The 24,163-nt window shown below is 63.5% G+C and carries 21 protein-coding genes, 1 tRNA gene and 1 riboswitch; of the genes, 12 read left to right on the forward strand and 10 right to left on the reverse strand.

Features of this window, described 5'->3' with window-relative positions; genetic code table 11:
* Positions 1-26: 26 nt before the first annotated feature.
* Positions 27-554, forward strand: coding sequence for a hypothetical protein (locus CFR80_RS03930; RefSeq protein ID WP_042658790.1), 528 nt, complete (start codon positions 27-29; stop codon positions 552-554).
* On the opposite strand, the gene CFR80_RS03935 is transcribed toward CFR80_RS03930, so the two are convergent.
* Positions 526-2,406, reverse strand: coding sequence for a hypothetical protein (locus CFR80_RS03935; protein ID WP_010513709.1), 1,881 nt, complete (start codon positions 2,404-2,406; stop codon positions 526-528). The genes CFR80_RS03930 and CFR80_RS03935 overlap by 29 nt on opposite strands.
* A gap of 298 nt (positions 2,407-2,704) precedes the next feature.
* Between CFR80_RS03935 and CFR80_RS03940 the strand changes: the two genes are divergently transcribed.
* From CFR80_RS03940 to CFR80_RS03970, 7 genes are all read left to right on the forward strand, one after another.
* On the forward strand, positions 2,705-3,595 hold the full coding sequence (locus CFR80_RS03940) for an MIP/aquaporin family protein (protein ID WP_010513708.1): 891 nt from the start codon (positions 2,705-2,707) through the stop codon (positions 3,593-3,595).
* 106 nt (positions 3,596-3,701) lie between these two features.
* Positions 3,702-3,864: riboswitch (FMN riboswitch) on the forward strand.
* Positions 3,865-3,993: 129 nt separating this feature from the next.
* Positions 3,994-4,998, forward strand: a complete 1,005-nt coding sequence (gene ribD / locus CFR80_RS03945; RefSeq protein WP_010513707.1) for a bifunctional diaminohydroxyphosphoribosylaminopyrimidine deaminase/5-amino-6-(5-phosphoribosylamino)uracil reductase RibD — start codon at positions 3,994-3,996, stop codon at positions 4,996-4,998.
* 2 nt (positions 4,999-5,000) lie between these two features.
* Entirely contained in the window at positions 5,001-5,618 is a 618-nt protein-coding gene (locus CFR80_RS03950) for a riboflavin synthase (protein WP_010513706.1), read from the forward strand.
* Complete coding sequence (gene ribB / locus CFR80_RS03955; protein ID WP_010513705.1) at positions 5,618-6,868, forward strand: 3,4-dihydroxy-2-butanone-4-phosphate synthase; 1,251 nt, start codon at positions 5,618-5,620, stop codon at positions 6,866-6,868. The genes CFR80_RS03950 and ribB overlap by 1 nt, the downstream gene beginning before the upstream one ends.
* Positions 6,869-6,934: 66 nt before the next feature.
* The gene (gene ribH, locus CFR80_RS03960; RefSeq protein WP_010513704.1) at positions 6,935-7,420 is read left to right on the forward strand and encodes a 6,7-dimethyl-8-ribityllumazine synthase; all 486 of its coding nucleotides are present in this window, start codon (positions 6,935-6,937) and stop codon (positions 7,418-7,420) included.
* A 79-nt stretch (positions 7,421-7,499) separates the two neighbouring features.
* Positions 7,500-8,510 carry a lysylphosphatidylglycerol synthase domain-containing protein gene (locus tag CFR80_RS03965; RefSeq protein WP_010513703.1) on the forward strand — a complete coding sequence of 337 codons (1,011 nt, stop codon included), beginning with the start codon at positions 7,500-7,502 and terminating at the stop codon, positions 8,508-8,510.
* 141 nt (positions 8,511-8,651) lie between these two features.
* On the forward strand, positions 8,652-11,246 hold the full coding sequence (locus tag CFR80_RS03970; RefSeq protein ID WP_010513702.1) for an MMPL family transporter: 2,595 nt from the start codon (positions 8,652-8,654) through the stop codon (positions 11,244-11,246).
* Between the two features lie 157 nt (positions 11,247-11,403).
* Here the strand turns inward: CFR80_RS03970 and CFR80_RS03975 are convergent, their stop codons facing one another.
* From CFR80_RS03975 to gmk, 8 genes are all read right to left on the reverse strand, one after another.
* Positions 11,404-11,640, reverse strand: coding sequence for a DUF3297 family protein (locus tag CFR80_RS03975; protein ID WP_010513701.1), 237 nt, complete (start codon positions 11,638-11,640; stop codon positions 11,404-11,406).
* 58 nt (positions 11,641-11,698) lie between these two features.
* The gene (locus tag CFR80_RS03980; RefSeq protein WP_010513700.1) at positions 11,699-12,325 is read right to left on the reverse strand and encodes an IMPACT family protein; all 627 of its coding nucleotides are present in this window, start codon (positions 12,323-12,325) and stop codon (positions 11,699-11,701) included.
* On the reverse strand, positions 12,322-13,728 hold the full coding sequence (gene radA, locus CFR80_RS03985; RefSeq protein WP_010513698.1) for a DNA repair protein RadA: 1,407 nt from the start codon (positions 13,726-13,728) through the stop codon (positions 12,322-12,324). The genes CFR80_RS03980 and radA overlap by 4 nt, the downstream gene beginning before the upstream one ends.
* 187 nt (positions 13,729-13,915) lie before the next feature.
* Positions 13,916-14,713, reverse strand: coding sequence for an ABC transporter ATP-binding protein (locus CFR80_RS03990; RefSeq protein WP_010513697.1), 798 nt, complete (start codon positions 14,711-14,713; stop codon positions 13,916-13,918).
* A complete protein-coding gene (locus tag CFR80_RS03995) occupies positions 14,710-15,495 on the reverse strand; it encodes an MlaE family ABC transporter permease (RefSeq protein WP_010513695.1) in 786 nt (261 codons plus the stop codon). Before CFR80_RS03995 ends, CFR80_RS03990 begins: the two co-directional genes overlap by 4 nt.
* A 130-nt stretch (positions 15,496-15,625) precedes the next feature.
* Positions 15,626-16,864 (reverse strand): multidrug effflux MFS transporter, encoded by a 1,239-nt coding sequence (locus CFR80_RS04000; protein ID WP_029329351.1) that lies wholly within the window; start codon positions 16,862-16,864, stop codon positions 15,626-15,628.
* Positions 16,851-16,988 (reverse strand): hypothetical protein, encoded by a 138-nt coding sequence (locus tag CFR80_RS19195; protein ID WP_010513693.1) that lies wholly within the window; start codon positions 16,986-16,988, stop codon positions 16,851-16,853. Before CFR80_RS19195 ends, CFR80_RS04000 begins: the two co-directional genes overlap by 14 nt.
* Positions 16,989-17,006: 18 nt before the next feature.
* A complete protein-coding gene (gmk, locus tag CFR80_RS04005; RefSeq protein ID WP_042658798.1) occupies positions 17,007-17,669 on the reverse strand; it encodes a guanylate kinase in 663 nt (220 codons plus the stop codon).
* Between the two features lie 90 nt (positions 17,670-17,759).
* Here gmk and CFR80_RS04010 point away from each other — a divergent pair, with 90 nt between their 5' ends.
* From CFR80_RS04010 to CFR80_RS04025, 4 genes are all read left to right on the forward strand, one after another.
* Positions 17,760-18,593: an SDR family NAD(P)-dependent oxidoreductase gene (locus CFR80_RS04010; RefSeq protein ID WP_010513691.1), complete on the forward strand. Its 834-nt coding sequence runs from the start codon at positions 17,760-17,762 to the stop codon at positions 18,591-18,593.
* Between the two features lie 63 nt (positions 18,594-18,656).
* Positions 18,657-21,950, forward strand: coding sequence for an efflux RND transporter permease subunit (locus CFR80_RS04015; RefSeq protein WP_010513690.1), 3,294 nt, complete (start codon positions 18,657-18,659; stop codon positions 21,948-21,950).
* Positions 21,951-22,021: 71 nt separating this feature from the next.
* Positions 22,022-22,098, forward strand: a tRNA-Arg gene (locus tag CFR80_RS04020).
* A gap of 192 nt (positions 22,099-22,290) precedes the next feature.
* The gene (locus CFR80_RS04025; protein WP_010513688.1) at positions 22,291-23,505 is read left to right on the forward strand and encodes a cytochrome b; all 1,215 of its coding nucleotides are present in this window, start codon (positions 22,291-22,293) and stop codon (positions 23,503-23,505) included.
* A 102-nt stretch (positions 23,506-23,607) separates the two neighbouring features.
* Here CFR80_RS04025 and CFR80_RS04030 read toward each other — a convergent pair whose 3' ends face one another.
* On the reverse strand, positions 23,608-24,123 hold the full coding sequence (locus tag CFR80_RS04030) for a DUF2721 domain-containing protein (RefSeq protein WP_029329349.1): 516 nt from the start codon (positions 24,121-24,123) through the stop codon (positions 23,608-23,610).
* Positions 24,124-24,163 lie beyond the last annotated feature (40 nt).

Raw genomic sequence — 24,163 nt, forward strand, 5'->3', positions numbered from 1 at the left:
TGCGCCTACGATCTTTTCCCCGGCTGATGCTGCTTGTGGCCCTGCTTGCTCCCCCCATCGGGCTGACAGCTCTTGCCGCCAGCCTGCCACAGCCCGGCACGATCACCGAAACCAGCCTGGATCTGAACGCGCGCAGCCTGTCACGCCAGATCCATGAAGATGGCGCAGAGGCCACGGTCAGGACACTGGACACGCATCGGGCATGGCCGCGCCTGCGCCGTGCCGTGGCGGCGGGATGGGGAGGGTGGATCGAACTGGTGCCCGACCTGATCGCCCATACGGATGACGCGACCACGCGCCAGCTGCGCACTGCCCTGCGTCAGGCGTTGCCACGTAATCCGCATGCCGTCCTGTCGGTTCTGGACCCCGGCAACGGGCCGCTGCTGGGGGCGGGGGCACTGTGCACCCCGCATGGCATGCCCGCCCGCTGGACCCGTGACAGCATTCACGCCATCAGCGCCGAACATGACATTCACCTGACCCATCAGGTCAATGACTGCCTGGCTGCACTGTCAGCCAGTGCGGCTACTGGAACGGCAAATAGCGGAACGTGACGTAAATGGTGTTCCCCCCCGTGGTGGGGGACGCCCCGTCTCCGCCCTTATAGGCGAATTTGCGCAGGTAGGTGTACTGCACGCCCGTCATCACCGCACCATAGCCACCCTGCAGCACATGCCACCAGCCGCCCACCGTCAGGTCGGCCAGGGTATGGGTCTGGGCATCACAGCTGCCGCCGGTGATCATTTCCACATTACAGCTGCTCAGGGCCAGGTCATTCACACCATAGCCATACTGGTTGCCATCCGTACCGGTATAGGTGCGCCGCCCGGCATGCTCCACGCCGCCATACAGATAAACCAGCAGGTCGGGTGTCGGATGCCCAATCAGCCCCATGCTGCCGATGATTTCAGGAATGGGCGCGGGCGTGCCATTGGCCTTGAACGTGGCGTCGGGCAGCATGCCGGGGCCATAGCGGCCAATGCCCTCACCCGCCAGCACATTGCCGGTAAACTGCAGGAAACGTGGAATGACATGCACCGTCACGTCACCGCCGACGCCCCCCGCAAACGACACCCGTTCACGGATCGGACCGCCATTGGCTGATTGCGACATGGCCTTGAACCAGCGCGCGAGGCCGTAAATTTCGTAATGCGCGGGCTTGGTGTCCAGCGCGCCCTTCAGCACGATGTCCGGCGCGACATCCATGCTGTATTTGGCATTGGGGTTGAGCATGCCGGCACCTGCATTGCTATAGAGCAGGTGCGTACCGGACTGGAGGGTATTATTGATCAGCATGGGATGGTCGCCACCGCCTGCACACGTGTCATTCGTGGAATCAACATCCGAGCAGCTTCCCGACGCGGCGTAAGCCACCTGCGGTGCCTCCAGCGACAGCCCCAGCCACCATTTGCGACCGAAATCCTTGATGAAGCGGATCTGCGGCACGCGGGTGAACACGATACCCGGTATCTGGTTGTTATCGACCACCGGCGGCAGCTGTTCATGACGTGACAGCAGGCCCTGCGTATAGCCCGTGGTCAGGCTCCATGCCTGCCCCGCCAGTACGTGGAACCCCCATTTCGTGTTGCTGTAGGTCATGTACGCCTGCCGGATTCGCGGCGTGTAGCTATTGGTCTGGTAACTGTTGGCAGTGCCCGCGGCCCCACCGAAATCGGTTTCGATATAGCCCGACAGGGTCTCGTCCTTGGTGGGCGATCCCTGCAGCAGCACGCTCAGGCGCGTCAGCTGCGCGGACGGGCGGTATTCGCCCGTATGGGCGTTGGGACTGTTGGCATAGGGGAAGCTGCCCCAGCTTGTGGCAGGTCCGCTGGTCAGGTTCTTGCTGCGGTAGATGTTCGAGAAATCAATGAATCCACCCAGCCGCACCGATACCCCGCCAATGCGGAAAATGGGCGGCAGGCTGTCCACGCCCGTCTGGGTAATGGCCAGCGGGCTGGAGGAATCAAGGTCGAGCCGGGGCTGGGTGGGGACGATGGATTCCGTCATGGTGTTTTCGGCCGCGGCGGCCGCCTGCGCGTCATCCGACAGGGTCGGGCCGCCAATGGTCAGGCGCGACAGGTCGGGCATGGCCGTGATCTGACCCATCGTGCTGGTGCCGGATGCCCCCCCGCCCGACGGGTGGCCGCCAGACCGCAGCGTGCGCCCGGCCACGACATGCTGGCTGCCATGCGTCATGCCGTGATGGGCTTCCAGTTGTTCGACCTTGGCTTCCAGCCGCCGCATTTCAGCGTGCAGGGCGCGGATTTCCGCCATGTCATCCGCACGGGCACCCTCGGATACGACCATGCCACCCAGCATGACCACCAGCCCGCCCAGCAGCAGGCGCGGCCGGCGTACCCCGTCGGGATGACAGGAACCACGATCCACTTTCCAACAGTAATCCATCAGTCTGGCGCGTCTGCCCCTGAACATACGGTTAATAAAAAACCACCTGTCCGCGCCCGATGCATGTACTGATGATGAATACAGTAACAAACGGACGCGGCAGATAAAAAACCACTCCCTTTCCTTATCCGGCATACGCCGGATGGAATAGAGGAATGGCCTGCACCCTATATAGAAAAAACGTTCAACTGCTATGCATTAACTATTCTCATGCACGGCATATATTCGCATGATTGCGTTTATTCCACACCATTCCTTCCCTTAACTCAAGACCTCGACATGGCTGAATGAAGGAGTAATGGACATGACCGCACCCCGGCAGCCCGGTTCCCGCCCCATTGAGGACCGGCCACTCGCCGGGTCGCCCCACCCCGACCATCCCTTCCACTGGAAGCTGTATGGCTGCGAACTGGTGGCCACGGTGGTGCTCATGATCTGCGGAATCGTGTCCGTCACGGTCCTGACCACGCCCTATACCGCCATTGGCCGGGTCCTTGGTCCCCACCCCATCGTGCAGACGGCGCTGTGCGGGCTGTTTTTCGGACTGTCGGGCACGGTTGCGGCTTTCACCCCGTTCGGGCGCGTCAGCGGGGCGCATGTCAGTCCCTCCGTCTCGCTGGCGTTCAGCCTGGCGGGACGGCTGGGGATCGTGGACCTGTGCGGGTATGTGGCGGCCCAGATGGCGGGGGCGTGTCTTGCCACCGTGCTGCTGGCGGCACTCGGGCATGTCCTGCCCGGATGGGGGCGGATGGTGCAGGCATCCGCCTATGCCGCGACCGTTCCCTTCTCCGGGGTTGCCATCGTCTGGCCGCTGGTGACCGAAGTGGTGCTGACGGCCCTGCTGGTGCTGATGCTGTGCTATCTGGCGGGGCATCCGGTCCTGAAATGGCTGACGCCATGGGCGGGTGGCCTGTTCTTCCTGTTCTGCAACCCGGTTTCCGCATGGCTGTCGGGCAACAGTTCCAACCTTGCGCGCAGCTTCGGCCCCGCCGTCGTGGCGGGACAGTGGGAGTCGTTCTGGATCTACGCGCTGGGGCCGTTCACGGGGGCTGCACTGGCGATATGGCTGATCCGCTCCCGGCTTCTGGGCCGGATCGAAGTGGAAGAGGCACGGCTGGTCAATTTCGGCCATCATGGCCGCATTCCTTCCCTGCTGCATCCGGGACGCCACAGGGAAGACAACATCTGAAATCACGCTAACTTACCGTGGTTATCCATCGCCGCACTTGCAATTCGTTAAAATCATTCCCAAGATCACCTTACTGAATACGAATCGGGCCCGCCGCCCGGTTCGCAGGCGTTCTCAGGGCGGGGCGAAATTCCCCACCGGCGGTGTTTGTTCCCTGTAACAGGGGCATAAGTCCGCGAGCGCCCGGCCGCAGTACATGCGGGCGGGGTCAAGCAGATCCGGTGCAATTCCGGAACCGACGGTTACAGTCCGGATGAAAGAGAACGGAAACTATGCTCCTGCCTTCCGTGCGTGAAGGCAGGCCAATGGTTTTACGCGCCCTGGGTCCGTCCGGATGGATGGAGTACTGTGTTTTGGACGCGTTGCCACAGGGTGTCATACCCCCTTCAGGCCCAGACATGCCCCCTGCCATCGCGCAGGCCTTTCGCGCGGCGGTGAACGAGGCCGCCCGCCATGTGGGCGCGACCGCCCCCAATCCGCCGGTGGGCTGTACCCTGCTGGACCGTGATGGCGCCATCCTGGCGGTGGGTGGCCATCACCGCGCCGGAACCCCCCATGCCGAAATACAGGCCATAAACCAGTGCCGTGAGCGCGGCCTGCTGGATCGCGCCCATACGGCGGTCGTCACACTGGAACCGTGCAACCATACCGGTCGCACCGGCCCGTGTTCGCAGGCGCTGCTGGCGACACCGGTCCGCGATGTCTGGATCGGCGTGCGCGACCCCAACCCCCATGTCGAAGGGGGCGGGGCGGACCACCTGCGCCAGCATGGCTGCGATGTGCACGTCCTGCACCCCACGGGCCCGCAGGGCGAAATACAGGCCATGTGCCGCAGCCTTCTGGCCCCTTTCGCCCACTTCATGCGCACGGGCCAGCCATGGATCACGGTCAAGCAGGCACTCGACGCCACGGGATCCATGGTGCCACCGGCGGGCCGCACCACCTTTACCTCCGCCGCGTCGCTGGACCTTGCGCACCGCCTGCGTCGCGCGACGGATGCGGTGATTACTACCGGCAGCACCATCCGCGCCGACAATCCGGGCCTGAACGTGCGCCGGGTGACCGACCACCCGAAGCGCGCGCCGCGTGTGCTGGCTGTTTGCACCCGGACGGGGGAAGTCGACGCCGCCTACCTGCAGGCCGCGCAGGACCGTGGCTTTGCGGTGCAGGTCTGTACCGACATCGCGGCCCTGCCCGACATGCTGGGTCAGGCCGGGGTCACGTGGGCCATGGTGGAAGCCGGGCCGCAGCTTCTGGCGGAAATCACGGCGCGGAACCTGTGGCACGACTGGCTGGCCATTACTGCAGGCCATGGTGGCACCGATCATTACAGCATACGCGTGCGGGAGGGGGACGTGACGCCACTGCACCTGTTTCCCGAACTGGCCGCAGTGAAGGAGTAAGCATGTTTTCCGGCATTATCGAACATCAGGGCCGCATTACCGCCGCACGCCGGCTGGACCGGGACCTGGACATAACCGTGGCCACCGGCATCCCCGACCTGACCATGGGCGAAAGCATTGCCGTCAATGGCGTGTGCCTGACGGTCACGTCGTTCGATGCGGCGGGCACGGCCACGTTCTTCATCAGTTCGGAAACGCTGGACCGCACGGCGCTGGGCCGGCTTGCGTCAGGCCACACCGTCAACCTTGAACGCGCGGTCACTCCCACCACCCGCCTGTCGGGCCATATCGTGCAGGGGCATGTGGATGGAACAGGACGGCTTGCGGCGGTGCGACAGGAAGGGGAGGCCCGTCACATCACCTTCACCGTACCGGCCCGCCTGCGCCGCTATCTGGTGGAAAAGGGGTCGATCACGATCGACGGCATCAGCCTGACGCTGAACGATGTCGGTGCGCCGGGCGAAGGGGGCTGTGACGCGGATGAATTCCGCATCGCCCTGATGATCATCCCCCACACCTGGGACCATACGACCCTTGGTACCCTGCAGGCAGGGGACCCCGTGAATATCGAAGTCGATGTCATCGCAAAATATGTGGAGAGCGTATGTCAGTATCGTTGATGCCCCCGGCACTGGCACAGGCCGTTGCCACCATCCGCCGGGGCGGGATGATCATCCTTGTGGATGACGAGGACCGCGAGAACGAAGGCGACCTGGTCATGGCCGCCGAACTCATGACGCCGGATGCCATGAATTTCATGGTCACGCATGCGCGTGGACTGGTGTGCATGCCCATGTCGCCCGAACGCGTTGCGCAGCTCAACCTGCCCATGATGACACAGGTGAACACCTGCCCGCGCGGCACGGCCTTTACCGTATCGATCGAAGCGCGTGAGGGTGTCACCACCGGCATTTCGGCTGCCGACCGCGCCGAAACCGTGCTGGTGGCCGCAGCGCCCGACGCGAAGCCTGCGGACCTGGTTTCCCCCGGGCATATCTTCCCGCTGCGCGCGGTGCCGGGCGGGACGGTGGCGCGCCCCGGCCATACCGAGGCATCGGTGGACCTTGCCCGCATGGCGGGCCTGATCCCGGCCGCCGTGATCTGCGAGATCATGAACGAGGACGGTACCATGGCTCGCATGGACGACCTGCGCCCCTACGCCACGCGCCACGGGCTGCAGATCCTGTCGATTGCGGAACTGGCGAAATGGCTGGAGGCCAACCCGCTGAACACCGTGCCCGACGCGCCACCCGCCATCGAACAGGTTGCCCGCGCCCACCTGCCCAGCCGCTTTGGCGGCCCGGACATGATGATCCATGCCTTCCGCGCGCCCGACGGGACGGAACATGTCGCCATGGTCAAGGGGCAGCCCGACCGCGCGGGCGCTGTCCCGCTGGTGCGGCTACATTCGGAATGCGTAACGGGCGATGCGCTGGGGTCGCTGCGATGCGACTGCGGCGCGCAGCTTCAGGGCGCGCTGGAACAGATCGGACAGGCGGAATCCGGCGTTCTGGTCTATGTGCGCGGGCATGAAGGGCGTGGCATCGGCCTTGCCAACAAGATCCGCGCCTATGCCCTGCAGGATGAGGGGCTGGACACGGTGGATGCCAACCACCGGCTGGGTTTCCAGACCGATGCGCGTGACTGGCAGGCGGCATCCGACATCCTGCGCGCGCTGGGGGTAAAGCGGCTCGACCTGCTGACCAACAACCCTGACAAGGTGCGTGCGCTGGAACGCCATGGCTTTGACGTACGTGAACGCATCACCCTTGCGGTGGAACCCAACCCCTTCAACCGGGCCTATCTGGAAGCCAAGCGCACCCGGATGGGGCATGCCCTGTGCGAACCCGCAACAGCCGACGTGCACTGAGAAAAGTTTTTTATCAACAGGTTATTTTCATACACTCTCTACACCTTAAAACGGAAAACGCCGGATATGAGCACCAACATCCCCTCCACCCCCGCACAGCTTGAGTTCGCCCGCGCGCCGCGCATCGCCATCGTGGTCAGCCGTTTCAATGAAAACGTGACCCACGGGCTGCGTGATGGCGCGCTGGCATGGCTGGAGGAACACGCCATCTCCATGCGACCGGACGATGTCATGTATGCGCCCGGGGCATATGAGCTGCCGCTGCTGGCACAGACACTGGCACGCACCGGGCGGTATGACGGGGTGGTATGCCTTGGCTGCGTGATCAAGGGCGATACCGCGCATTTCGAATTCATAAGCCTGGGCACCGCCGTGGGCCTGCAGCAGGCGACGCTGAACACCGAAGTGCCGATCGCCTTTGGCGTGCTGACCACCTATACCGACGAACAGGCCGTGGTCCGTTCGCGCGACGACGTGCACAACAAGGGCCGCGAAGCGGTCGCCGCCTGTGTTGAAAGTATCGCATTGCTTCAGAAAATCAGAGGCTGTTAAGATAGACACAGGACCGGTTAAATGGCTGAAAACAGCCTTTTAATGGTCCTGTTTCAGGGACTGCGGACAGGGATGGCGAATGCGGCAGCTTACCTTCATCGCCGGGGCATTCGGTATCGGCCTGACGATATGGATGCTGGGGCGTTTTGGTCTGCATGACATCCTGCGGCTGATTGCGGCCGGCGGGTGGAGCATCCCTGCCATCATCATTTTCCATGCAAGCCAGGTCTGTGTCTCGGCGCAGGCATGGCGAACGCTGGCCCAGACCGGGCGCGCGCCGCTGGCCTTCATGGATTTTTTCGCCCTGCGCTGCGCGCGCGAAGGGATTAACAACCTGCTGCCGGTGGCCCAGGTGGGCGGTGAGGTCATTACCACCCGCCTCATGGCCCGGCGCGAGAACATGGGCATAAAGCGCGCCGCTGCCGCGACGATCTGCGACCTGACGATCGAACTGCTCAGCCAGGTCACCTTCACGCTGATCGGGCTTGGGGTGCTATTCTGTCTGGTCAACCGGTCGCATGTGACGGATGAATTGATGGAAAGCGCCGGGGCCGCCGTCCTGCTGGGCGCCGTGTTCTTTGGCAGCCAGTATCTGGGCGCCATTTCCCTTGTGGAAAAACTGCTGGTGCGCATCGCGGCCCATCTGGGATGGGACGGGGTGGATGACATCCGCGGCCTGCATGCCGAAATCATCGCCCTTTACCGCACGCATGAAAATTCGCTGCGCGCGGGCGCGTTGCAACTACTGGGCTGGTCGCTCGGCACGTTCGAGGTTTTCCTTGTACTCAAGGCCATGGGGCATCCGCTTTCGCTTGCTGACAGTTTTGTGATCGAAAGCGTGGGACAGGCGGCAAAGTCGGCAGGCTTCGCCGTACCCGGCGCGCTGGGCGTGTCGGAGGGGGGATATATCATCATCGGGGGGCTGTTCGGCCTGTCGCCGCAGGTAGGGATCGCGCTGTCGCTCATCAAGCGCCTGCGGGAGATTGCATGGGGCCTGCCGTCGCTCGTGGCATGGCAGGTCATGGAAATACGCTGGATCCGTCCCGCCCCGTCCACTGCAGGGGAAGCGCACCTGCCCGGTCAGTCATGATGCCCGCGCCATGCGCGGTCACGTCGTGTGACAAAGAACCACCTTGCATCGGGACCGCATCATGGGCCAAACCGGGCCTCTTCACCGACTGCCGCGCCTCATGCGGCACGACGTAGGTTTCTGAAGGGCTGAATACTCGTCATGCTATCGGTACCGCTTGGGCGCCTTGTCGCTTTCTGTTCCCGTCGTGCCATTGCGGTGGTGCTGGTCTTTGCGTTTCTGATCGTAGGGGCAACCTATGCCAGTTACGCGCTGCTGGGCGTGACCACGGATACGGGGACGATGTTCTCGGCCTCGCTGGACTGGAAAAAGCGGTCGGACGAGATGGGGCGGCTGTTTCCCCAGAAACAGGACCAGCTTGTCGCCGTGATTGACGCGGCCCTGCCGGAAGAGGCGCAGCAGACCGCGCTGGCGCTGGCGGCGAAGCTGCGTGACGACCATGCCCATTTCAATTACGTCACCACACCCCAGACCGACCCCTATCTGGTGCGCAACGGCCTCATGTTCCTTGACGCCAAGGCGCTGGAGCGGGTGCTGAACACCACCATCACCGCGCAGCCATTCCTGAGTGAACTGGCCGCCGACCCGTCGGGACGCGGGCTGTTCAACGCGCTGAACCTGATCGCACTGGGCATAAGCCAGGGACAGGCCGACCTGGGCCCCTTCCATGCCGCACTGGACGGGTTCGCCACGACGCTGCAGCACTCGGTCTCGGGCACGCCCGAACCCCTGTCGTGGGAACGCCTGCTGGCGGGCGATCTGGCGGACCTTGGCGGCAAGTACCAGTTTGTCGTGACACAGCCCAAGCTGGATTATGATTCCTTCCAGCCCGGCGGGGCCGCGTCGGACGCCATCCGCAACGCCGCCAACAGCCTGCCGTTTGTCCAGAGCGGGCGGGCGCATGTCCACATCACCGGTGATACCCAGATCGCGGACGAGGAATTCGCAACCGTGGCCGAAGGCATGGTGGCGGGCCTGCTGGGGTCGCTGGTGCTGGTTTCGCTGTGGCTGATCCTGGCGGTGCATACGTGGCGCATCATCATCCCCATCATCATCACGCTGGTCTCCGGCCTGCTGCTGACCACCGGTTTTGCGGCAATCGTGGTGGGCAAGCTGAACCTGATCTCGGTCGCGTTCGCCATCCTGTTCGTGGGCATCGCGGTGGACTTCGCCATCCAGTTCTCGGTCCGGTTCCGCGCGCAGGCCCTGCCGGACGGTTCCTCACCGGGGCTGCTGGACGCGCTTGAGCAGACCGGTAATGAAACCGGCCACCAGATCCTTGTCGCCGCCATGGCGACCTCGGCGGGATTCCTTGCCTTTACCCCCACCGCCTTCGTCGGTGTGGCGCAGCTTGGGCTGATTGCCGGGTTCGGCATGCTGTTCGCCTTCATCTGCACGCTGACGCTGCTGCCCGCCCTGCTGCGGCTGTTCCGGCCCACATCCGGGCATGGCAAGATCGGGTTTGCCTTCGCCCGCCCGGTCGACGTGGCGATCCGCCATCATCGCAAGCCGATCCTTGGGGTTTTCGTGGTGATCGCGCTGGTGGGCGTGGCCCTTGTGCCCCGCCTGACCTTCGACGCGGACCCGCTGCATACCAAGAACCCCAAGTCGGAGGGAATGGTCACGCTGGGCATGCTGATGTCGGAGCCGCAGTACTCACCCTATACGGTGGATGTACTGATGCCGGACCTGGATCAGGCCGCCGCCATGTCCGATAAACTTTCAAGCCTGCCAATGGTGCATGACGCGCTGTGGCTGGGATCGCTGGTGCCTGCGGACCAGAAGGACAAGCTACCCCTGATTCAGGACGCCGCGAACATCATGCTCCCGACGCTGCTGGTTCCCAACCCCGCACCCGCGCCGGATGCGGATGCCCTGCGCACGGCAGCGGCAAAGACGGCGGCGGCACTTGGTGGTGTAATGGACAAGCTTCCCGCCGATGACCCGCTGCGCCGCATCCAGTCGGCGCTGGCCCACCTGTCGCAGGCGGATGACCAGCGCGTGCTGGCCACGAACGAGGCACTGGTACGCTTCCTGCCCATGCAGCTGAACATGCTGCGTGACATGCTACAGGTAAAACCGGTTGCGATTTCCGACGTGCCCGCGCAGCTGGCGCATGACTACCTGCTGCCTGATGGGCGTGCGCTGGTCGAGGTCCATCCGACGAAGGACATGAAGGGCAACCGGGCGCTGCACACCTATGTGGAGGAAATCCAGAAGGTCGCTCCCATGGCGGCGGGATCCGCCATCGACATCGTGCAGAGTGCGGCGACCATGGTGCATGCCTTTGTCACGGCAGCGGCCGCCGCCATCGTGATGATCGCCATCATCCTGGCGGTGGCCCTGCGCAAGCTGCTGGATACGGCGCTGGTGCTGGCGCCGCTGCTGCTGTCGGCGCTGATGACGGTCATCCTGATCATTGTAGTGCCGGAGCAGCTGAACTTCGCCAATATCATCGCACTTCCCCTGCTGCTGGGGGTGGGCGTGTCGTTCAACATCTATTTCGTCATGAACTGGCGGGCGGGGATCAAGCTGCCCCTGTCCAGCCCGACGGCGCGCGCGGTGCTGTTTTCCGCGCTGACGACGGGCACGGCCTTCGGGTCACTTGCGGCGTCCCACCATCCGGGCACCGCCAGCATGGGCCGGCTGCTGCTGCTGTCGCTGGCCTGCACGCTGGTGGCGACGCTGGTTTTCGTGCCGGCCCTGCTCCCCAAGCGTCCGATCGACGAGGAATGATCCCGCCGCTGCGGGATACACAAAAGGCCGCATCCGAAAGGATGCGGCCTTTTTCATGAAAAAGTCTCTGGCAAAGCTTTTTTCAGAAAGCCTCGAAAGAACGCAGCCTTTAAAAAAGGCTGCACCCAAAAACTTCTGTTTTCCTATCAGACAGGGTTCAGGACTTGAACCAGACCTCGACCGGGCCCTTGACCTTCATGGCCATCGGGTTGCCGAAACGATCGGTGCCACGGCCTACGGCCAGACGCACCCAGCCTTCGCTTATGCAGTATTCCTCGACGTTGTTTTTCTCGATGCCCTTGAAACGCACGCCAATGCCGCGATCAAGCAGGGCCTCGTTGTAAAAGGGGCTGGCGGGATTGACGGACAGACGGTCCGGCGGGGTATCGGTCATATCTGGTCTTTTTCCGTATGGTGAAGGTGAAACGCTGTCTGACATAGCGGCAATGCCGTTAGTCTCCAACACCCTGCATGTCGTCTTCCTCCACCGCGCGGATCAATGCCTGCCCTCGGGTAATGTCGGTTATGCGGGTGCGGACCTCCGCCTCCCGTGCCGCGGGCAGGGTGATCTGCATGCCGACCCCCTGCGCGCCGAAATCCTCGCCCACGATCTGGCAGTCCATGCTTTCCAATCGCGCGCGCAGCAGGGCATGGTCGGAAAAACCGCAGGTGAAAGTCAGGGACACCATTTCCACGATCGGAATGCGGTCAGCCGTGCGCAGGCATTCCGCAGCCGTCCCGCCATAGGCCCGCACCAGACCGCCTGCACCCAGCTTGGTGCCGCCAAACCACCGCGTGACCACAACCACGGTGCGGTCAAAGCCCTGCCCTTCGATCACCTGCAGGATGGGGCGGCCCGCCGTGCCGCCGGGTTCGCCCGCGTCATCGCTGCGATAGGTCTGGCCGATCAGGTAGGCCCAGCAGTTGTGGGTGGCGTCGGGATCGCTGACGGATGCAATGAATTCCATGGCGTCCGCAGGGGTGGAGGCGGGTGCCGCCTGCGCCAGGAAGATGCTTTTCTTTACCTCCCGCTCCAGCATGACGGGTTCGCGCAGCATGAAGCGTTCGGGGGTACTCACCCGGCCGTCTCCTCCATGGCGCCCGTAAACAGGCTGACCAGATCACCCAGATGACCGATTTCCTGTATGCCCAGCCCATCCGGGGCGGAGGGCTTGCGGTTACCACGTGCAATACGGCGCGGCAGGAAGGCCTGCTCGAATCCCAGCTTGTGGGCTTCCTTCAGGCGTGTATCAGGCTGCGAGACCTGACGGATCTCGCCTGACAGGCCGACCTCACCAAAATAGACCGAGCCCGCGCTGGTAGGCTGCCCGGTCGCGGCAGAAACAAGGGCGGCGGCCACCGCCATGTCGGCCGCAGGTTCCCCCACCCGCAGGCCGCCTGCGATATTAAGGTGGACATCCATGGTGTTGAGCTTGATGCCACACCGCGCTTCCAGCACGGCCAGCAGCATGTTCAGCCGCCCCGTATCCCACCCCACGACCGCGCGCCGCGCGCCACCATCCCCAGCCTTGGGAGACAGCAGGGCCTGTACCTCCAGCAGCACGGGGCGCGTGCCCTCCATGCCCGCAAACACGGCGGAGCCCGCGATATGCCCGCGCCGTTCAGCCAGAAACAGGGCTGAAGGGTTGGGTACTTCCTCCAGTCCCTGATCGGTCATGGCGAACACGCCGATTTCGTCAGTCGCGCCAAAACGGTTCTTGGCCGCGCGCAGGATGCGGAACTGGTGCCCACGGTCGCCTTCAAAATACATGACCGCATCGACCATGTGTTCCAGCACGCGGGGACCGGCCAGCGCCCCTTCCTTGGTGACATGCCCCACCAGGATCAGGCTGAAGCCACGCTGCTTGGCCAGGCGGATCAGTTCAAATGCGCAGGCACGGACCTGGCTTACGGTACCCGGCGCGCTTTCCACCGTTTCCATCCACATGGTCTGGATGGAATCGATCACGACCAGCGCCAGATCCTTTTCCGCATCCAGCGTTGCGACAATATCAGCCACGTTGATGGCGGCGGCCAGTTCCAGCGTCGGCGCTTCCAGCCCCAGCCTGCGCGCACGCAGGCGGATCTGGTCCACCGCTTCCTCGCCCGATATGTACATGACCTTGCGCCCTGCACGGGCCAGCGCGCATGCGCCCTGCAGCAGCAGCGTCGACTTGCCGATACCCGGGTCGCCACCCACCAGTACGACGGATGCCGGAACCAGCCCGCCGCCCAGCACGCGGTCCAGTTCCCCGATACGGGTCTCGATACGTGGCGGCGGCGGCGTGTCGCCCGCAAGGCCGACCAGATTGATGCGCGCGCCGGTACGCCTGCGGGCATTGGTGCCGCCGGTTGCGGTGGGTTCGACCGTTTCCTCGACTATGCTGTTCCATGCGCCGCAGGCATCGCACCGGCCCGACCACTTGGGGAAGACCGCCCCGCAGGACTGACAGACAAAACGGTTAGCGGGCCGACGCGCCATGATGGCTCCTTGGACAAGAACAGATCGTGTATATCATATATGGAACGACCGGCCGCAAAAGTCAGAGGGCGCGTGAAAAGCCCTGGCCAAACAGAAAAAGTTTTTGGTGACGCTTTTTTCAAAAAGCTTCAGAAGAACACGGCCTTTAAAAAAAGGCGGCACCCGAAAACTTCTGTTTCCCTATCAATCAGTTCCGCACATCAATCTTGATCGGTCCTTCGCGGCGACCATGGGTAAACTGGTCCACCACCGGGTTGCCACTGTCGAACAGCCTTGATGGCAGCCCCTGCCAGATCAGCCTGCCCTCATACAGCATGCCGACCCGGTCCCCGATCCGCTGGGCGGAGGCCATGTCATGCGTAATGGCGATGGCGGTCGATCCCAGCTTGCGCACGCAGTCGGCAATGAGCCCGTCGATTACAGCCCCCATGATGGGGTCCAGTCCGGTTGTCGGTTCATCGAAGAACAGGATTTCAGGACGTGCCGCAATCGCACGCGCCAGTCCCACGCGTTTCTGCATGCCCCCCGACAGTTCGGATGGCGACAGCGCGCCCACGGCGGGGTCCATGCCCACCTGTTCCAGCAGGGCACCCGCGCGTTCGCGGGCCTGCGCACGGGTAATGCGCGGGCCATGGCCCGCACGTGCGGCGGCGACAAGGCCGAACGTCACGTTTTCCCAGACACTCAGGCTGTCAAACAGCGCGCCATTCTGGAACAGCATGCCGATCCGGGCCATGTAGGGTTCACGCTGGCGAGGCGAAAGTGTCGTGACATCAACGCCATCAATCTCGATGGAGCCTGCATCGGGCGTGATCAGCCCCAGTATGCACCGCAGCAGCACAGACTTGCCCGTACCCGACCCGCCGATGACCACGAACGACGTGCCGCCCATGACATCAAGGTCCACCCCATCCAGCACCACCTTGGGGCCAAACGCCTTTTTCAGGCCGCGGATGCGGATCTTGGGTGTCTGTGTGTCTGTCATTGGGAAAAGAACACGTCCGTCAGAAGATAGTCGAATGTCAGCAACAGGATCGAGGCCGCAACCACGGCCGCCGTCGTCGCCGCCCCCACGCCTTCGGCCCCGCCCCGACTGTGATAGCCGTGATAGCAGCCCATAAGCGCGATCAGGAACCCGAAGATGGCCGCCTTCACCAGCCCCACCGTCACGTCCATGACCTTGAGCGAGGCAATCGTGGCCGTGATATAGGCGGAAGCCGAGAAATCCAGCTTCATCACGCACACGGTAAACCCGCCCAGCACACCCAGTATGTCGGCCACCAGCACAAGGAACGGCAGCGCCAGCGTGCCCGCCACCAGCCGTGGCGTGACAAGATACTTGATGGGATTGGTGGACAGGGTGGTCAGCGCGTCAATCTGGTCAGTCACCCGCATGGTGCCGATTTCAGCCGACATGGCGGCCCCCACCCGGCCCGCCACCATCAACCCCGCCAGCACCGGCCCCAGTTCACGCGTGACCGCAAGGATGACAATCCCCGCAATGGCGTTCTGGGCATGGTACTGGGCAAAACCGGTATAGGACTGGAGCGCGATCACCCCGCCCGAAAACAGCGCCGTCAGGGCCACGACCGGCAGCGAGAAATAGCCGATTTCAACCAGCGTACCCCACAGCGTGCGCCAGTAGAACGGGGGGCGGACCACATGCGACAGGGCAACGGCGGCAAACAGCGCCACCCGCCCCGCCATACGGACGATATCCAGAACGGCCCTGCCCAATCCGGCAATAAAATCGAGTACGCCGTTCACGACGCCTCCCACGCATGAGGGTGATCGCCAGACCGGATGACAGGTTCAGCAGACATATCCCTGCCGTAGCGCGGCAGGCCACCCACGTCAAAGCGAAAGCGCATGATGGACCACGACCACGCCCACGGGCCTACGGCGCGCCGGAGCCACCCAGGCGCCGGTTGCAGGCATGGCGCCACATATTGCACGCCACCATGCAGCCCACGCCCGCCATGACCACCACCGCCAGCGGCGCGGGCGTGCGGAAGGCAACATGCCCCAGAATGAAGCCACTGGCCGCCGCAAGGGAAAACTGGATGGTGCCCATCAGTGCCGAAGCACTTCCCGCCTGATGGCCATGATGGGTCAACGCCAGCACCGTGGCGTTCGGCCCGATAAACCCGAGGCAGCCGGTAATGCTGCTGATCAGCACACAGACCAGCACGGGATGGGCAGGCCCCGCAACGCCCGCAAGCGACAGCGTCAGGCATGCGGTCGCCGCCAGCAGGCAGCACGCAATGCCGCCATCAAGCAGCCGCGACAGGTCGATCCGGTGCACAAGGCTGCCGTTCATCTGCGCGCAGGCAATGAATATCCCCGCATTCAGCCCGAAAAACACCCCGAACTGCGTAGGCGTGAACCCCAGCAGATGTTCGAACACCATGGGCGCGGAGGTGATGTAGGCAAACATGACGAACGAGGAGAAACTGTTGATCAACGCACTGGACATGAACACCGGTTCACGCACCAGCCCGCCATAACGGGCGATCGTGCCGGTCAGGGAAAAGGCTATGCGCCTGTCCACCGGCATGGTGTCGGGCATGGTAGCCAGTACCGTCACCAGACCTGCCGCACCATAGATGACCGCAATGATGAAAATCCACCGCCAGTGCCCCATCATCAGCACCAGGCTGCCCAGTGACGGTGCAAGGATGGGCATGACCCCGAACACCAGCATGAGCTGTGACATCATCCGCGCGCCGGCGGCCCCCGTCGCCACGTCACGCACGATGGCGCGTGGCAGAACCGCGCATGCCGCCCCGCCCAGCGCCGAGACAAACCGGCACAGGCAGAACAGGTCGAAGCTGGCGGCCATGGCGCACCCGACCGATCCCACCGTAAACAGCACCAGCCCGCCCAGCAGCGGCAGCCTGCGGCCCAGCCGGTCGGAAATGGGGCCAAGGCTGAACTGCCCCACCGCCAGCCCCGCGAACCACGCCGCCAGCGTGACCTGGCTGGCGCCCGCATGGCCACCGGCCAGTTCCGCATCCATGATGGGAAAGGCAGGCAGGTACATATCGGTCGCCAGTGGGCCGATGGCCGTCAGCAGCCCCAGCAGGGCAATCATCCAGAACGGCATGGCAGGGGCGGGAAGACTACGCGGGGGCATGGGAATCCGAAAGACAGGGGATCAGGACGACGGCGGACGCCGCGCTATCGGCATATCCACGAATTCCCGGCACCTTGTCCATCATCCATGGTGCATGAAACACATGCGCGGCCGGGCTGGCCATGCAGCCCGCCTGTGCAGGTCAGATACCGAAGCTGGCCACCAGGTCCATCAGCCCCACCTGCCGGTGGCGTTCCAGCCTGGCCGCCACCAGCACGGCGCGGGCTTCCGCGATGGCCGTATCAAGATCGGAATTGATGATGACGTGGTCGAATTCATTCCAGTGCGAGATCTCGTCCCGCGCGGCCTGCATGCGGCGCGCGATCTCATCCGCCTCATCCGATGCGCGGCCATGCAGGCGGCGTTCGAGCTCCTCGATCGAAGGCGGCAGCACGAACAGGCTGATCACATCCCCCGGCAGGGCGGCGCGGATCTGGCGGTGCCCCTGCCAGTCAATGTCGAACACCATGTCGCGCCCCTCCGACAGGGCCTGTTCCACCGGGGCGCGGGGGGTGCCGTATCCCCGGCCGAACACGGTCGCCCATTCCAGCATCTCGCCCGCATCCGCCATGCGGGTGAATTCGTCCATGCTGCGGAAATGATAATGGATCCCGTCCGTTTCCCCCGGTCGCGGCTGTCGGGTGGTCACGGATACGGAATGCAGCAGCTGCGGCTCCGACGCCCGTAACGCATTGGCAATGGTTGACTTGCCCGCACCGGATGGCGCTGAAATAACCAGACAGACCCCACGGCGCCGGACCGGGGCCGCAGGGGGCGTGCGGGGGGAAATGGGTGCTTGGGTCATGCCGGTCTCCTTGGCGGTGGCGGTGCAAATGCGCGCCGGATGCATAAACGGGGTAGCGCAGTTCTAACAGGGAGTATGTAGTCTGCGAATATGAAACAGGATTCGATACTCATTACCGGCGCGTCCTCGGGGATCGGACGCGGACTTGCCCTGGCCCTTGCCCGGCCGGGACGCACGCTGCATCTGGGTGGCCGTAATGCCGACGCCCTGCGCGACGTGGCGACACGCTGCATTGCACGCGGCGCCGACGCCCGCGTGCAGGTGCGTGACGTGCGCGATCAGGCCGGCATGGAACAATGGATTGGCACTGCGGGCCCGCTGGACCTGGTCTTTGCGTGCGCGGGCATAACCGCCTCCACCCGTGGAGAGGATGACGCGCCTCATGAACCCGATGCGCAGGTCCGCCGCATGTTCACGACCAACGTGGATGGTGTGCTGAACACGGTGCTGCCCGCGCTGCATGTCATGCGCGCGCAGCCACGCGGAAGCGACGGGGTGCGTGGACGCATCTGCGCCATGTCATCGGTGGCGGGACTTGTGTCCTTTCCCGGCACGCCGTCCTATTGCGCATCCAAGGCGGCGGTGGACCGCTTCATGGTGGCGACAGGGGCCAACATGAAACGGGCAGGCATTGTCATGTCCAGCGTATGCTGCGGCTTTGTTGCCACCCCCATGACCGCGCAGAACGATTTCCACATGCCCGGCCTGACCCAGACAGGCGACGCGGTGCGCGCCATCCTGTCGGGTGTGGCGCGCGGCAGGCGACGCATCGCGTTCCCGTGGTGGCTGGCGGCGGGATCACGCTTCATGGACCTGCTGCCGATCCGGGTTGCCGAATACTATTATTACCGCCAGCCCGCAGGACAGGCAGGCACCATGGCGGAAACCGGGCTGAGCGCGGACCATGCCACGTCATCCACGTAAATCCGTGCGCATGCATTCCATCTGAATCAAGGACAACATGACCCGAACACCCGGAAACAGGCAGTGAACCTGTGCCGTATTTTTATCCTGCGTCCGGTCGCGACCACCCTGCTGGCGGCCGCCATTGTCCTGTCAGGCCTGTTCGCCTACCGGCTGTTGCCGGTGGGCGATCTGCCGGATATCGCCGTGCCGGTCATTTATGTCATGGCGACGCAGCCAGGCGCGTCCCCCCAGCAGATGGCCAGTTCCGTCACGACCCCGCTGGAACGCAGGCTGGGACAGGTCGCAGGCATAAGCGAGATTGAATCCGATTCCAGTCAGGATAACGCCTTCATCCTGCTGACATTCAATGAATCGACCAATATCGACGCCGCCGCCAATGACGTGGAGGCTGCCCTGCGCGCGGCCCGCGCCGACATGCCCGCGACATTGGAATCACAGCCGGAATACTGGAAGGCCAATCCGTCCGACAACCCGATCATGATTCTGGCCCTGACATCGGACACGCAGCCGATGTCAGAGCTGTATGACATCGCCAAGACCCGCCTGCAGCCGCTGCTGGCGCAGGTGCAGGGCGTGGGCTGGGTTGAAATCGCGGGCAGTTCCGCCCCCGCCGTCCGGGTGGAAATCAACCCGTGGCCCCTGTTCAAATACGGGCTGGGGTTCGAGGACATCCGCTCTGCCCTGGCATCAGCCAACGCCAATACGCCCAAGGGCGTGATCGAAAACGACACCACGCGCTACACGCTGGCAACCAATGATCAGGCGCGCGTGGCCGCGCAGTACCGTGACCTTGTCATCGGCTACCGCGACAGCCACCCCGTGCGCCTGCAGGATGTGGCGAGCGTGCGCAACGGCGTTGAAAACGAACGCCAGGTCGGCTTCCTGAACGGGCACAAGGCCGTCATGGCCATCATCCGCCCCCGCGCCGGGGCCAACGTCATTCACGTGACGGACGAGATCAAGTCCCGTATCCCCGCCCTGCGCGCGGCCCTGCCGGCGGGGGTGACGCTGACCCCTGCCATGGACCGGTCCATCACCATCCGCGCGTCGCTGGCCGATACGCAGTGGACGCTGCTGGCGTCGGTACTGCTGGTGGTCGCCGTGGTGCTGGTGTTCCTGCGCACGCCACGGTCCACCCTGATCCCGGCCATTACGGTGCCCATTTCGCTGGCGGGGACGCTGGCGGTCATGTCGCTGTTCCATTTCTCGCTTGATATCCTCTCCCTCATGGCGCTGACGATCGCGACCGGCTTCGTGGTGGATGACGCCATCGTGGTGCTGGAAAACATCGCCCGCCACATGGAGGCGGGCATGGGACGGATGCAGGCCGCCCTTCAGGGATCGCGTGAAATCGGGTTCACCGTCATGTCGATCACCATATCGCTGGTGGCGGTGTTCCTGCCGCTGCTGCTGCTGGGGGGCACGCCGGGCAAGGTCTTTTTCGAATTTTCCATGACGCTGGCCATTACCGTCACCGTCTCGCTGGTGCTTGCCCTCAGCCTGACGCCCATGATGTGCAGCCTGCTGCTGGAAGTCAGCCATGATGCCCCCCTGCCCGCCGGCACGCCGTGGTGGCGGCGCTGGCCGCGCGCGGTGGGTGACTGGCTGGAAGCGGGCTACCTGCACCTGCTGCGGTTTTATGAACGTACGCTGGATGTGGCGCTGCGCCACCACGTGCTGACCGCCGTGACCCTGCCGCTGAGCCTGGCGATCATGGTCGGGGTGATCGTGCTCATGCCCAAGGGGATCCTGCCCAAGGAAGACGTGGCCATGGTCATGAGCTTCTTCCGCGCCGACCAGACCACGTCCTTCCCTGCCATGACACAGAAAATCCGCGCCATAAGCGACGCCATGACCGCTGACCCCGATACGGAAGAAGTCGTCGCCTTTTCCGGCGACACCAATATCGAGGGACAGGCCTTCGCCCAGATGATCGACCGCAGCCAGCGCCGCGACGGTCCCGACCAGATGATCGAACGCATTCATAAACGGCTGGCCAATATTCCCGGCCTTGATGTCTCCCTGTTCTCGGCGGGTGACATAAGCGGTGGTGGCGGGCGGCAGAAGGAAGGGGCATACCGCTACCTGCTGACCAGCGATGACGCGGATGCCCTGTACACATGGGTTCCCGCCCTGACGGCGGCGCTGCGCACGGACCCGGCCTTGCGGGATGTCACGACGGATATCATGAACAATGGTGCTGCAATCCATGCCGACATCATCCGCGACCTTGCGGCACGGTATCTGGTCACGCCACAGCTGGTCAGCAACACGCTGTATGACGCATTCGGCCAGCGCATTGCGTCCAACATCTCCACGTCGCTTGCAACATACCATGTGGTGATGGAGGTGGCGGACCAGTACCGCACGTCCCCCGATATCCTGCAGTCATTCCGCATTTCCACCGCTGGCGGCAGTCCCGGCGGCGGCACGGTGTCCAATACGGTGCGCGCGCGCATGGCCTCCTCCACGCAGGCCAGCACCAGCACGCAGCTGAGCCAGCAGTCCTTCCGCAACGAAATCGCCAACAAACTGGCGGGCGGGGCAGCAGCGTCAAACGGGTCGGCCGTGTCGTCCAGCATGGAAACCATGATCCCGCTTTCGGATGTGACGCGGCTTGTGCCGCGCCCCACCGCGATTACGGTGTCACACCAGGGCGGGTTCGTCTCCGCCGCCATTTCCTTCAACCTCGCCCCCGGCAGGGCGTTGAGCGACGCGACGGCCACCATTGCCGACACCATGATCCGGCTGCATGTTCCCCCATCCATTCATGGCGGGTTTACCGGGCAGGCGGCACAGTTCCAGTCCGCCATCATAAACGAGGTGCTGATCTTCATCGCCGCCCTTGTCACGATCTATGTGACGCTGGGCATCCTGTATGAAAGCTACATTCACCCGCTGACCATCATGTCCACCCTGCCATCTGCCGGGGTCGGGGCGGTGCTGGCGCTATGGGCGCTGGGGCAGGAGTTTTCCCTGATCACCATGATCGGGATGATCCTGCTGGTGGGGATCGTCAAGAAGAACGCCATCCTGATCGTGGATTTCGCGCTGCATGCGGAACGCGACCGCGGGCTGCCCCCGCAGCAGGCCATACGGGATGCCTGCATCCAGCGCTTCCGCCCGATCCTGATGACCACCCTGGCGGCGGCACTGGGCGCCGTGCCACTGATCACAAATGGCGGCTACGGGGTGGAAATGCGTCGCCCGCTGGGCATTACGGTGGTGGGGGGGCTGATGATGAGCCAGCTGCTGACCCTCTACACCACGCCGGTCATCTACCTGTACATGGAACACATCCGCATATGGACCCGGCGCACCGCCGCCCGGCTGCTTACGCGCAGGGCGAAATAAAAAAAATCTTTCGATAATCGAAAAAGGGGGTTGCGGGGTGCGACGGGGTCAGTTAAAAGCCGCCTCACAGCGCACCCGTAGCTCAACTGGATAGAGCACCAGACTACGAATCTGGGGGTTAGAGGTTCGAGTCCTTTCGGGTGCGCCACTTTCCTTACAATCAGTATATGTCTGTTGTGGCGCTACCTGTTCGGTCTGTGCCTGTCTGCATGTCCTGCTGCATGGTGCAGGACTGTGGCGCCATGAAATCATGCCCGGTTCAAAAGATGAGGTGCCTGCCGCCCCTGTGGCTGCTACACCGTTTCCTGATTTTTCCATTCGCTGAATTCAGGAAACAAGAATGAGCGGGCCCAGCCTCCCCGAAAACATTCCCCCGCATGCGCCATCCGCAGGTCCTGGCGGCATCGTGGGCTGGATTGACCGCAGGCTTCCGGTCATTAGCGGCTTTCGGCAGGAATATATTGATTTCCGCATGCCGAAAAACCTGAATGCCCTGTGGAATTTCGGGGCAATCCTGACCGCCGTGCTGGTGCTGATGCTGGCGACGGGCATTTTTCTGGCCATGAACTATACCCCGACCTCCGCCGGGGCGTTCATGTCGGTGGAAATGATCGAACGCCAGCTGCCGGGTGGGTGGATGCTGCGCGCGATGCACATGACGGGGGCTAGCCTGTTCATGGCCGCCCTGTATATCCACCTGTTCCGCGGGCTGTATTACGGGTCATACAAGCAGCCGCGCGAAATCCTGTGGCTGAGCGGGCTGGTCCTGCTGCTTATGGTCATGGTCACGGCGTTCGCGGGTTATGTGCTGCCATGGGGACAGATGTCGTACTGGGGGGCGGATGTCGCGGGCAAGGCTGTTGGTGCCGTGCCGGTCATTGGCGGCACGCTGGAACACGTCATGGAAGGCAGCGACCATCTGGGGGATATTTTCATCCACCGCTTTTTCGTGCTGCATTTCCTCATGGCGTTTGCCATCGTGGCTGTCGTCGCCATTCATGTGGCGGCGCTGCATGTCAGCGGGCCGAACAACCCCGATGGCAGGCCGGTGCCCGAACGCCAGACCGTGCCCTTCCACCCTTATTACACCACCAAGGACCTGACGGGTCTCGTGCTGTTCGCGCTGGTTTTCGTGGCGCTGGCCTTCCTGTGGCCGGACCTGCTGTCGGAACCGGAAAATTACCGTCCCGCCAACCCCATGCACACACCTGCCGATATTGAACCGGAATGGTATTTCCTGCCGTTCTACGGCCTGCTGCAATCCGTGCCGTCCAAGTTCGGTGGCCTGCTGGCAGCGGCGGGATCGATCCTGGTCCTGTTCGCGGTGCCCTGGCTGGACCGTTCGCCCATCCGCTCGGCACGTTTCCGCCCGGCCTGCCGGATCGGCATGGTGGGGCTGGTCATATCGTTCGTGCTGATGGGGCTGGTGGGGCGACATCATGCCGAAGGGGGCTGGATGATCGCAGGCCGGATCGCGGCACTGTACTATTTCGGCTACTTCCTTGTGCTGCTGCCGCTATGCGCGCGGCGCGAAGGGCAGCAGGCCGAAGGCTGAAAAACCAAAGCTGAGTCTGGTGATGCTTTTTAAAAAAAACGACATCCGAACACTTCTGCCATTTACCGATAAATGACTTTGGAACAGCATCCGGACATCGCGTCAGTCCACGATGTTGTTCATCATGTCCTTCTTGTGCGGCAGGAAGGTCGTAACCCGCAGGCCGTGCCACGCGACAAGGCTATCCCCAAGGAACATGGCCAGCGCAATGACGGTGCACACCAGCGCATTGCCGAACATAAGCACCAGCCACCACGCAATGGCCGAATCCCGGACGCTACCCATGAACAGGGCAAAGGCCGAACCACAGGCCGACGCCCCACCCACACCCGCAAACAGGATGGAGGCATCCAGCAGCAGGGTACGGTAATGCAGATGCGTCAGTCGGCGTAACAGCAGCCCCGCACTTTCACCGCCCTTGTCATCCGCATTTTCCAGCTTGTCACGTACCGTCTCGATATGATCACTGACACGGGCCAGTCGCGTGTTGAACATGTTCAGCAGCGTTCCGATACCCGACAGCATGAAAACGGGTGTCAGGGCGGTCTGGATCAGATGGGCCACGCCATCGACGGATGCATCGGGAACAAGGCCGGGGAAGGCAGACACGGCAGGCATATCCTTGGTTACGCGCAAAGCCTGCGTTTTTTGGGGTTAT

Source organism: Komagataeibacter oboediens (assembly GCF_003207815.1).
In the GTDB taxonomy this organism is placed as follows: Bacteria; Pseudomonadota; Alphaproteobacteria; order Acetobacterales; family Acetobacteraceae; genus Komagataeibacter; species Komagataeibacter oboediens.

Coding starts and splice junctions, on each gene's coding strand:
- CFR80_RS03930 (WP_042658790.1), top strand. CDS start 27: ATGCTGCTTGTGGCCCTGCTTGCTCCCCCCATCGGGCTGACAGCTCTT.
- CFR80_RS03935 (WP_010513709.1), bottom strand. CDS start 2,406: ATGGATTACTGTTGGAAAGTGGATCGTGGTTCCTGTCATCCCGACGGG.
- CFR80_RS03940 (WP_010513708.1), top strand. CDS start 2,705: ATGGACATGACCGCACCCCGGCAGCCCGGTTCCCGCCCCATTGAGGAC.
- ribD (WP_010513707.1), top strand. CDS start 3,994: ATGCCCCCTGCCATCGCGCAGGCCTTTCGCGCGGCGGTGAACGAGGCC.
- CFR80_RS03950 (WP_010513706.1), top strand. CDS start 5,001: ATGTTTTCCGGCATTATCGAACATCAGGGCCGCATTACCGCCGCACGC.
- ribB (WP_010513705.1), top strand. CDS start 5,618: ATGCCCCCGGCACTGGCACAGGCCGTTGCCACCATCCGCCGGGGCGGG.
- ribH (WP_010513704.1), top strand. CDS start 6,935: ATGAGCACCAACATCCCCTCCACCCCCGCACAGCTTGAGTTCGCCCGC.
- CFR80_RS03965 (WP_010513703.1), top strand. CDS start 7,500: ATGCGGCAGCTTACCTTCATCGCCGGGGCATTCGGTATCGGCCTGACG.
- CFR80_RS03970 (WP_010513702.1), top strand. CDS start 8,652: ATGCTATCGGTACCGCTTGGGCGCCTTGTCGCTTTCTGTTCCCGTCGT.
- CFR80_RS03975 (WP_010513701.1), bottom strand. CDS start 11,640: ATGACCGATACCCCGCCGGACCGTCTGTCCGTCAATCCCGCCAGCCCC.
- radA (WP_010513698.1), bottom strand. CDS start 13,728: ATGGCGCGTCGGCCCGCTAACCGTTTTGTCTGTCAGTCCTGCGGGGCG.
- CFR80_RS03990 (WP_010513697.1), bottom strand. CDS start 14,713: ATGACAGACACACAGACACCCAAGATCCGCATCCGCGGCCTGAAAAAG.
- CFR80_RS04000 (WP_029329351.1), bottom strand. CDS start 16,864: ATGCCCCCGCGTAGTCTTCCCGCCCCTGCCATGCCGTTCTGGATGATT.
- CFR80_RS19195 (WP_010513693.1), bottom strand. CDS start 16,988: ATGGCCAGCCCGGCCGCGCATGTGTTTCATGCACCATGGATGATGGAC.
- gmk (WP_042658798.1), bottom strand. CDS start 17,669: ATGACCCAAGCACCCATTTCCCCCCGCACGCCCCCTGCGGCCCCGGTC.
- CFR80_RS04010 (WP_010513691.1), top strand. CDS start 17,760: ATGAAACAGGATTCGATACTCATTACCGGCGCGTCCTCGGGGATCGGA.
- CFR80_RS04025 (WP_010513688.1), top strand. CDS start 22,291: ATGAGCGGGCCCAGCCTCCCCGAAAACATTCCCCCGCATGCGCCATCC.
- CFR80_RS04030 (WP_029329349.1), bottom strand. CDS start 24,123: ATGCCTGCCGTGTCTGCCTTCCCCGGCCTTGTTCCCGATGCATCCGTC.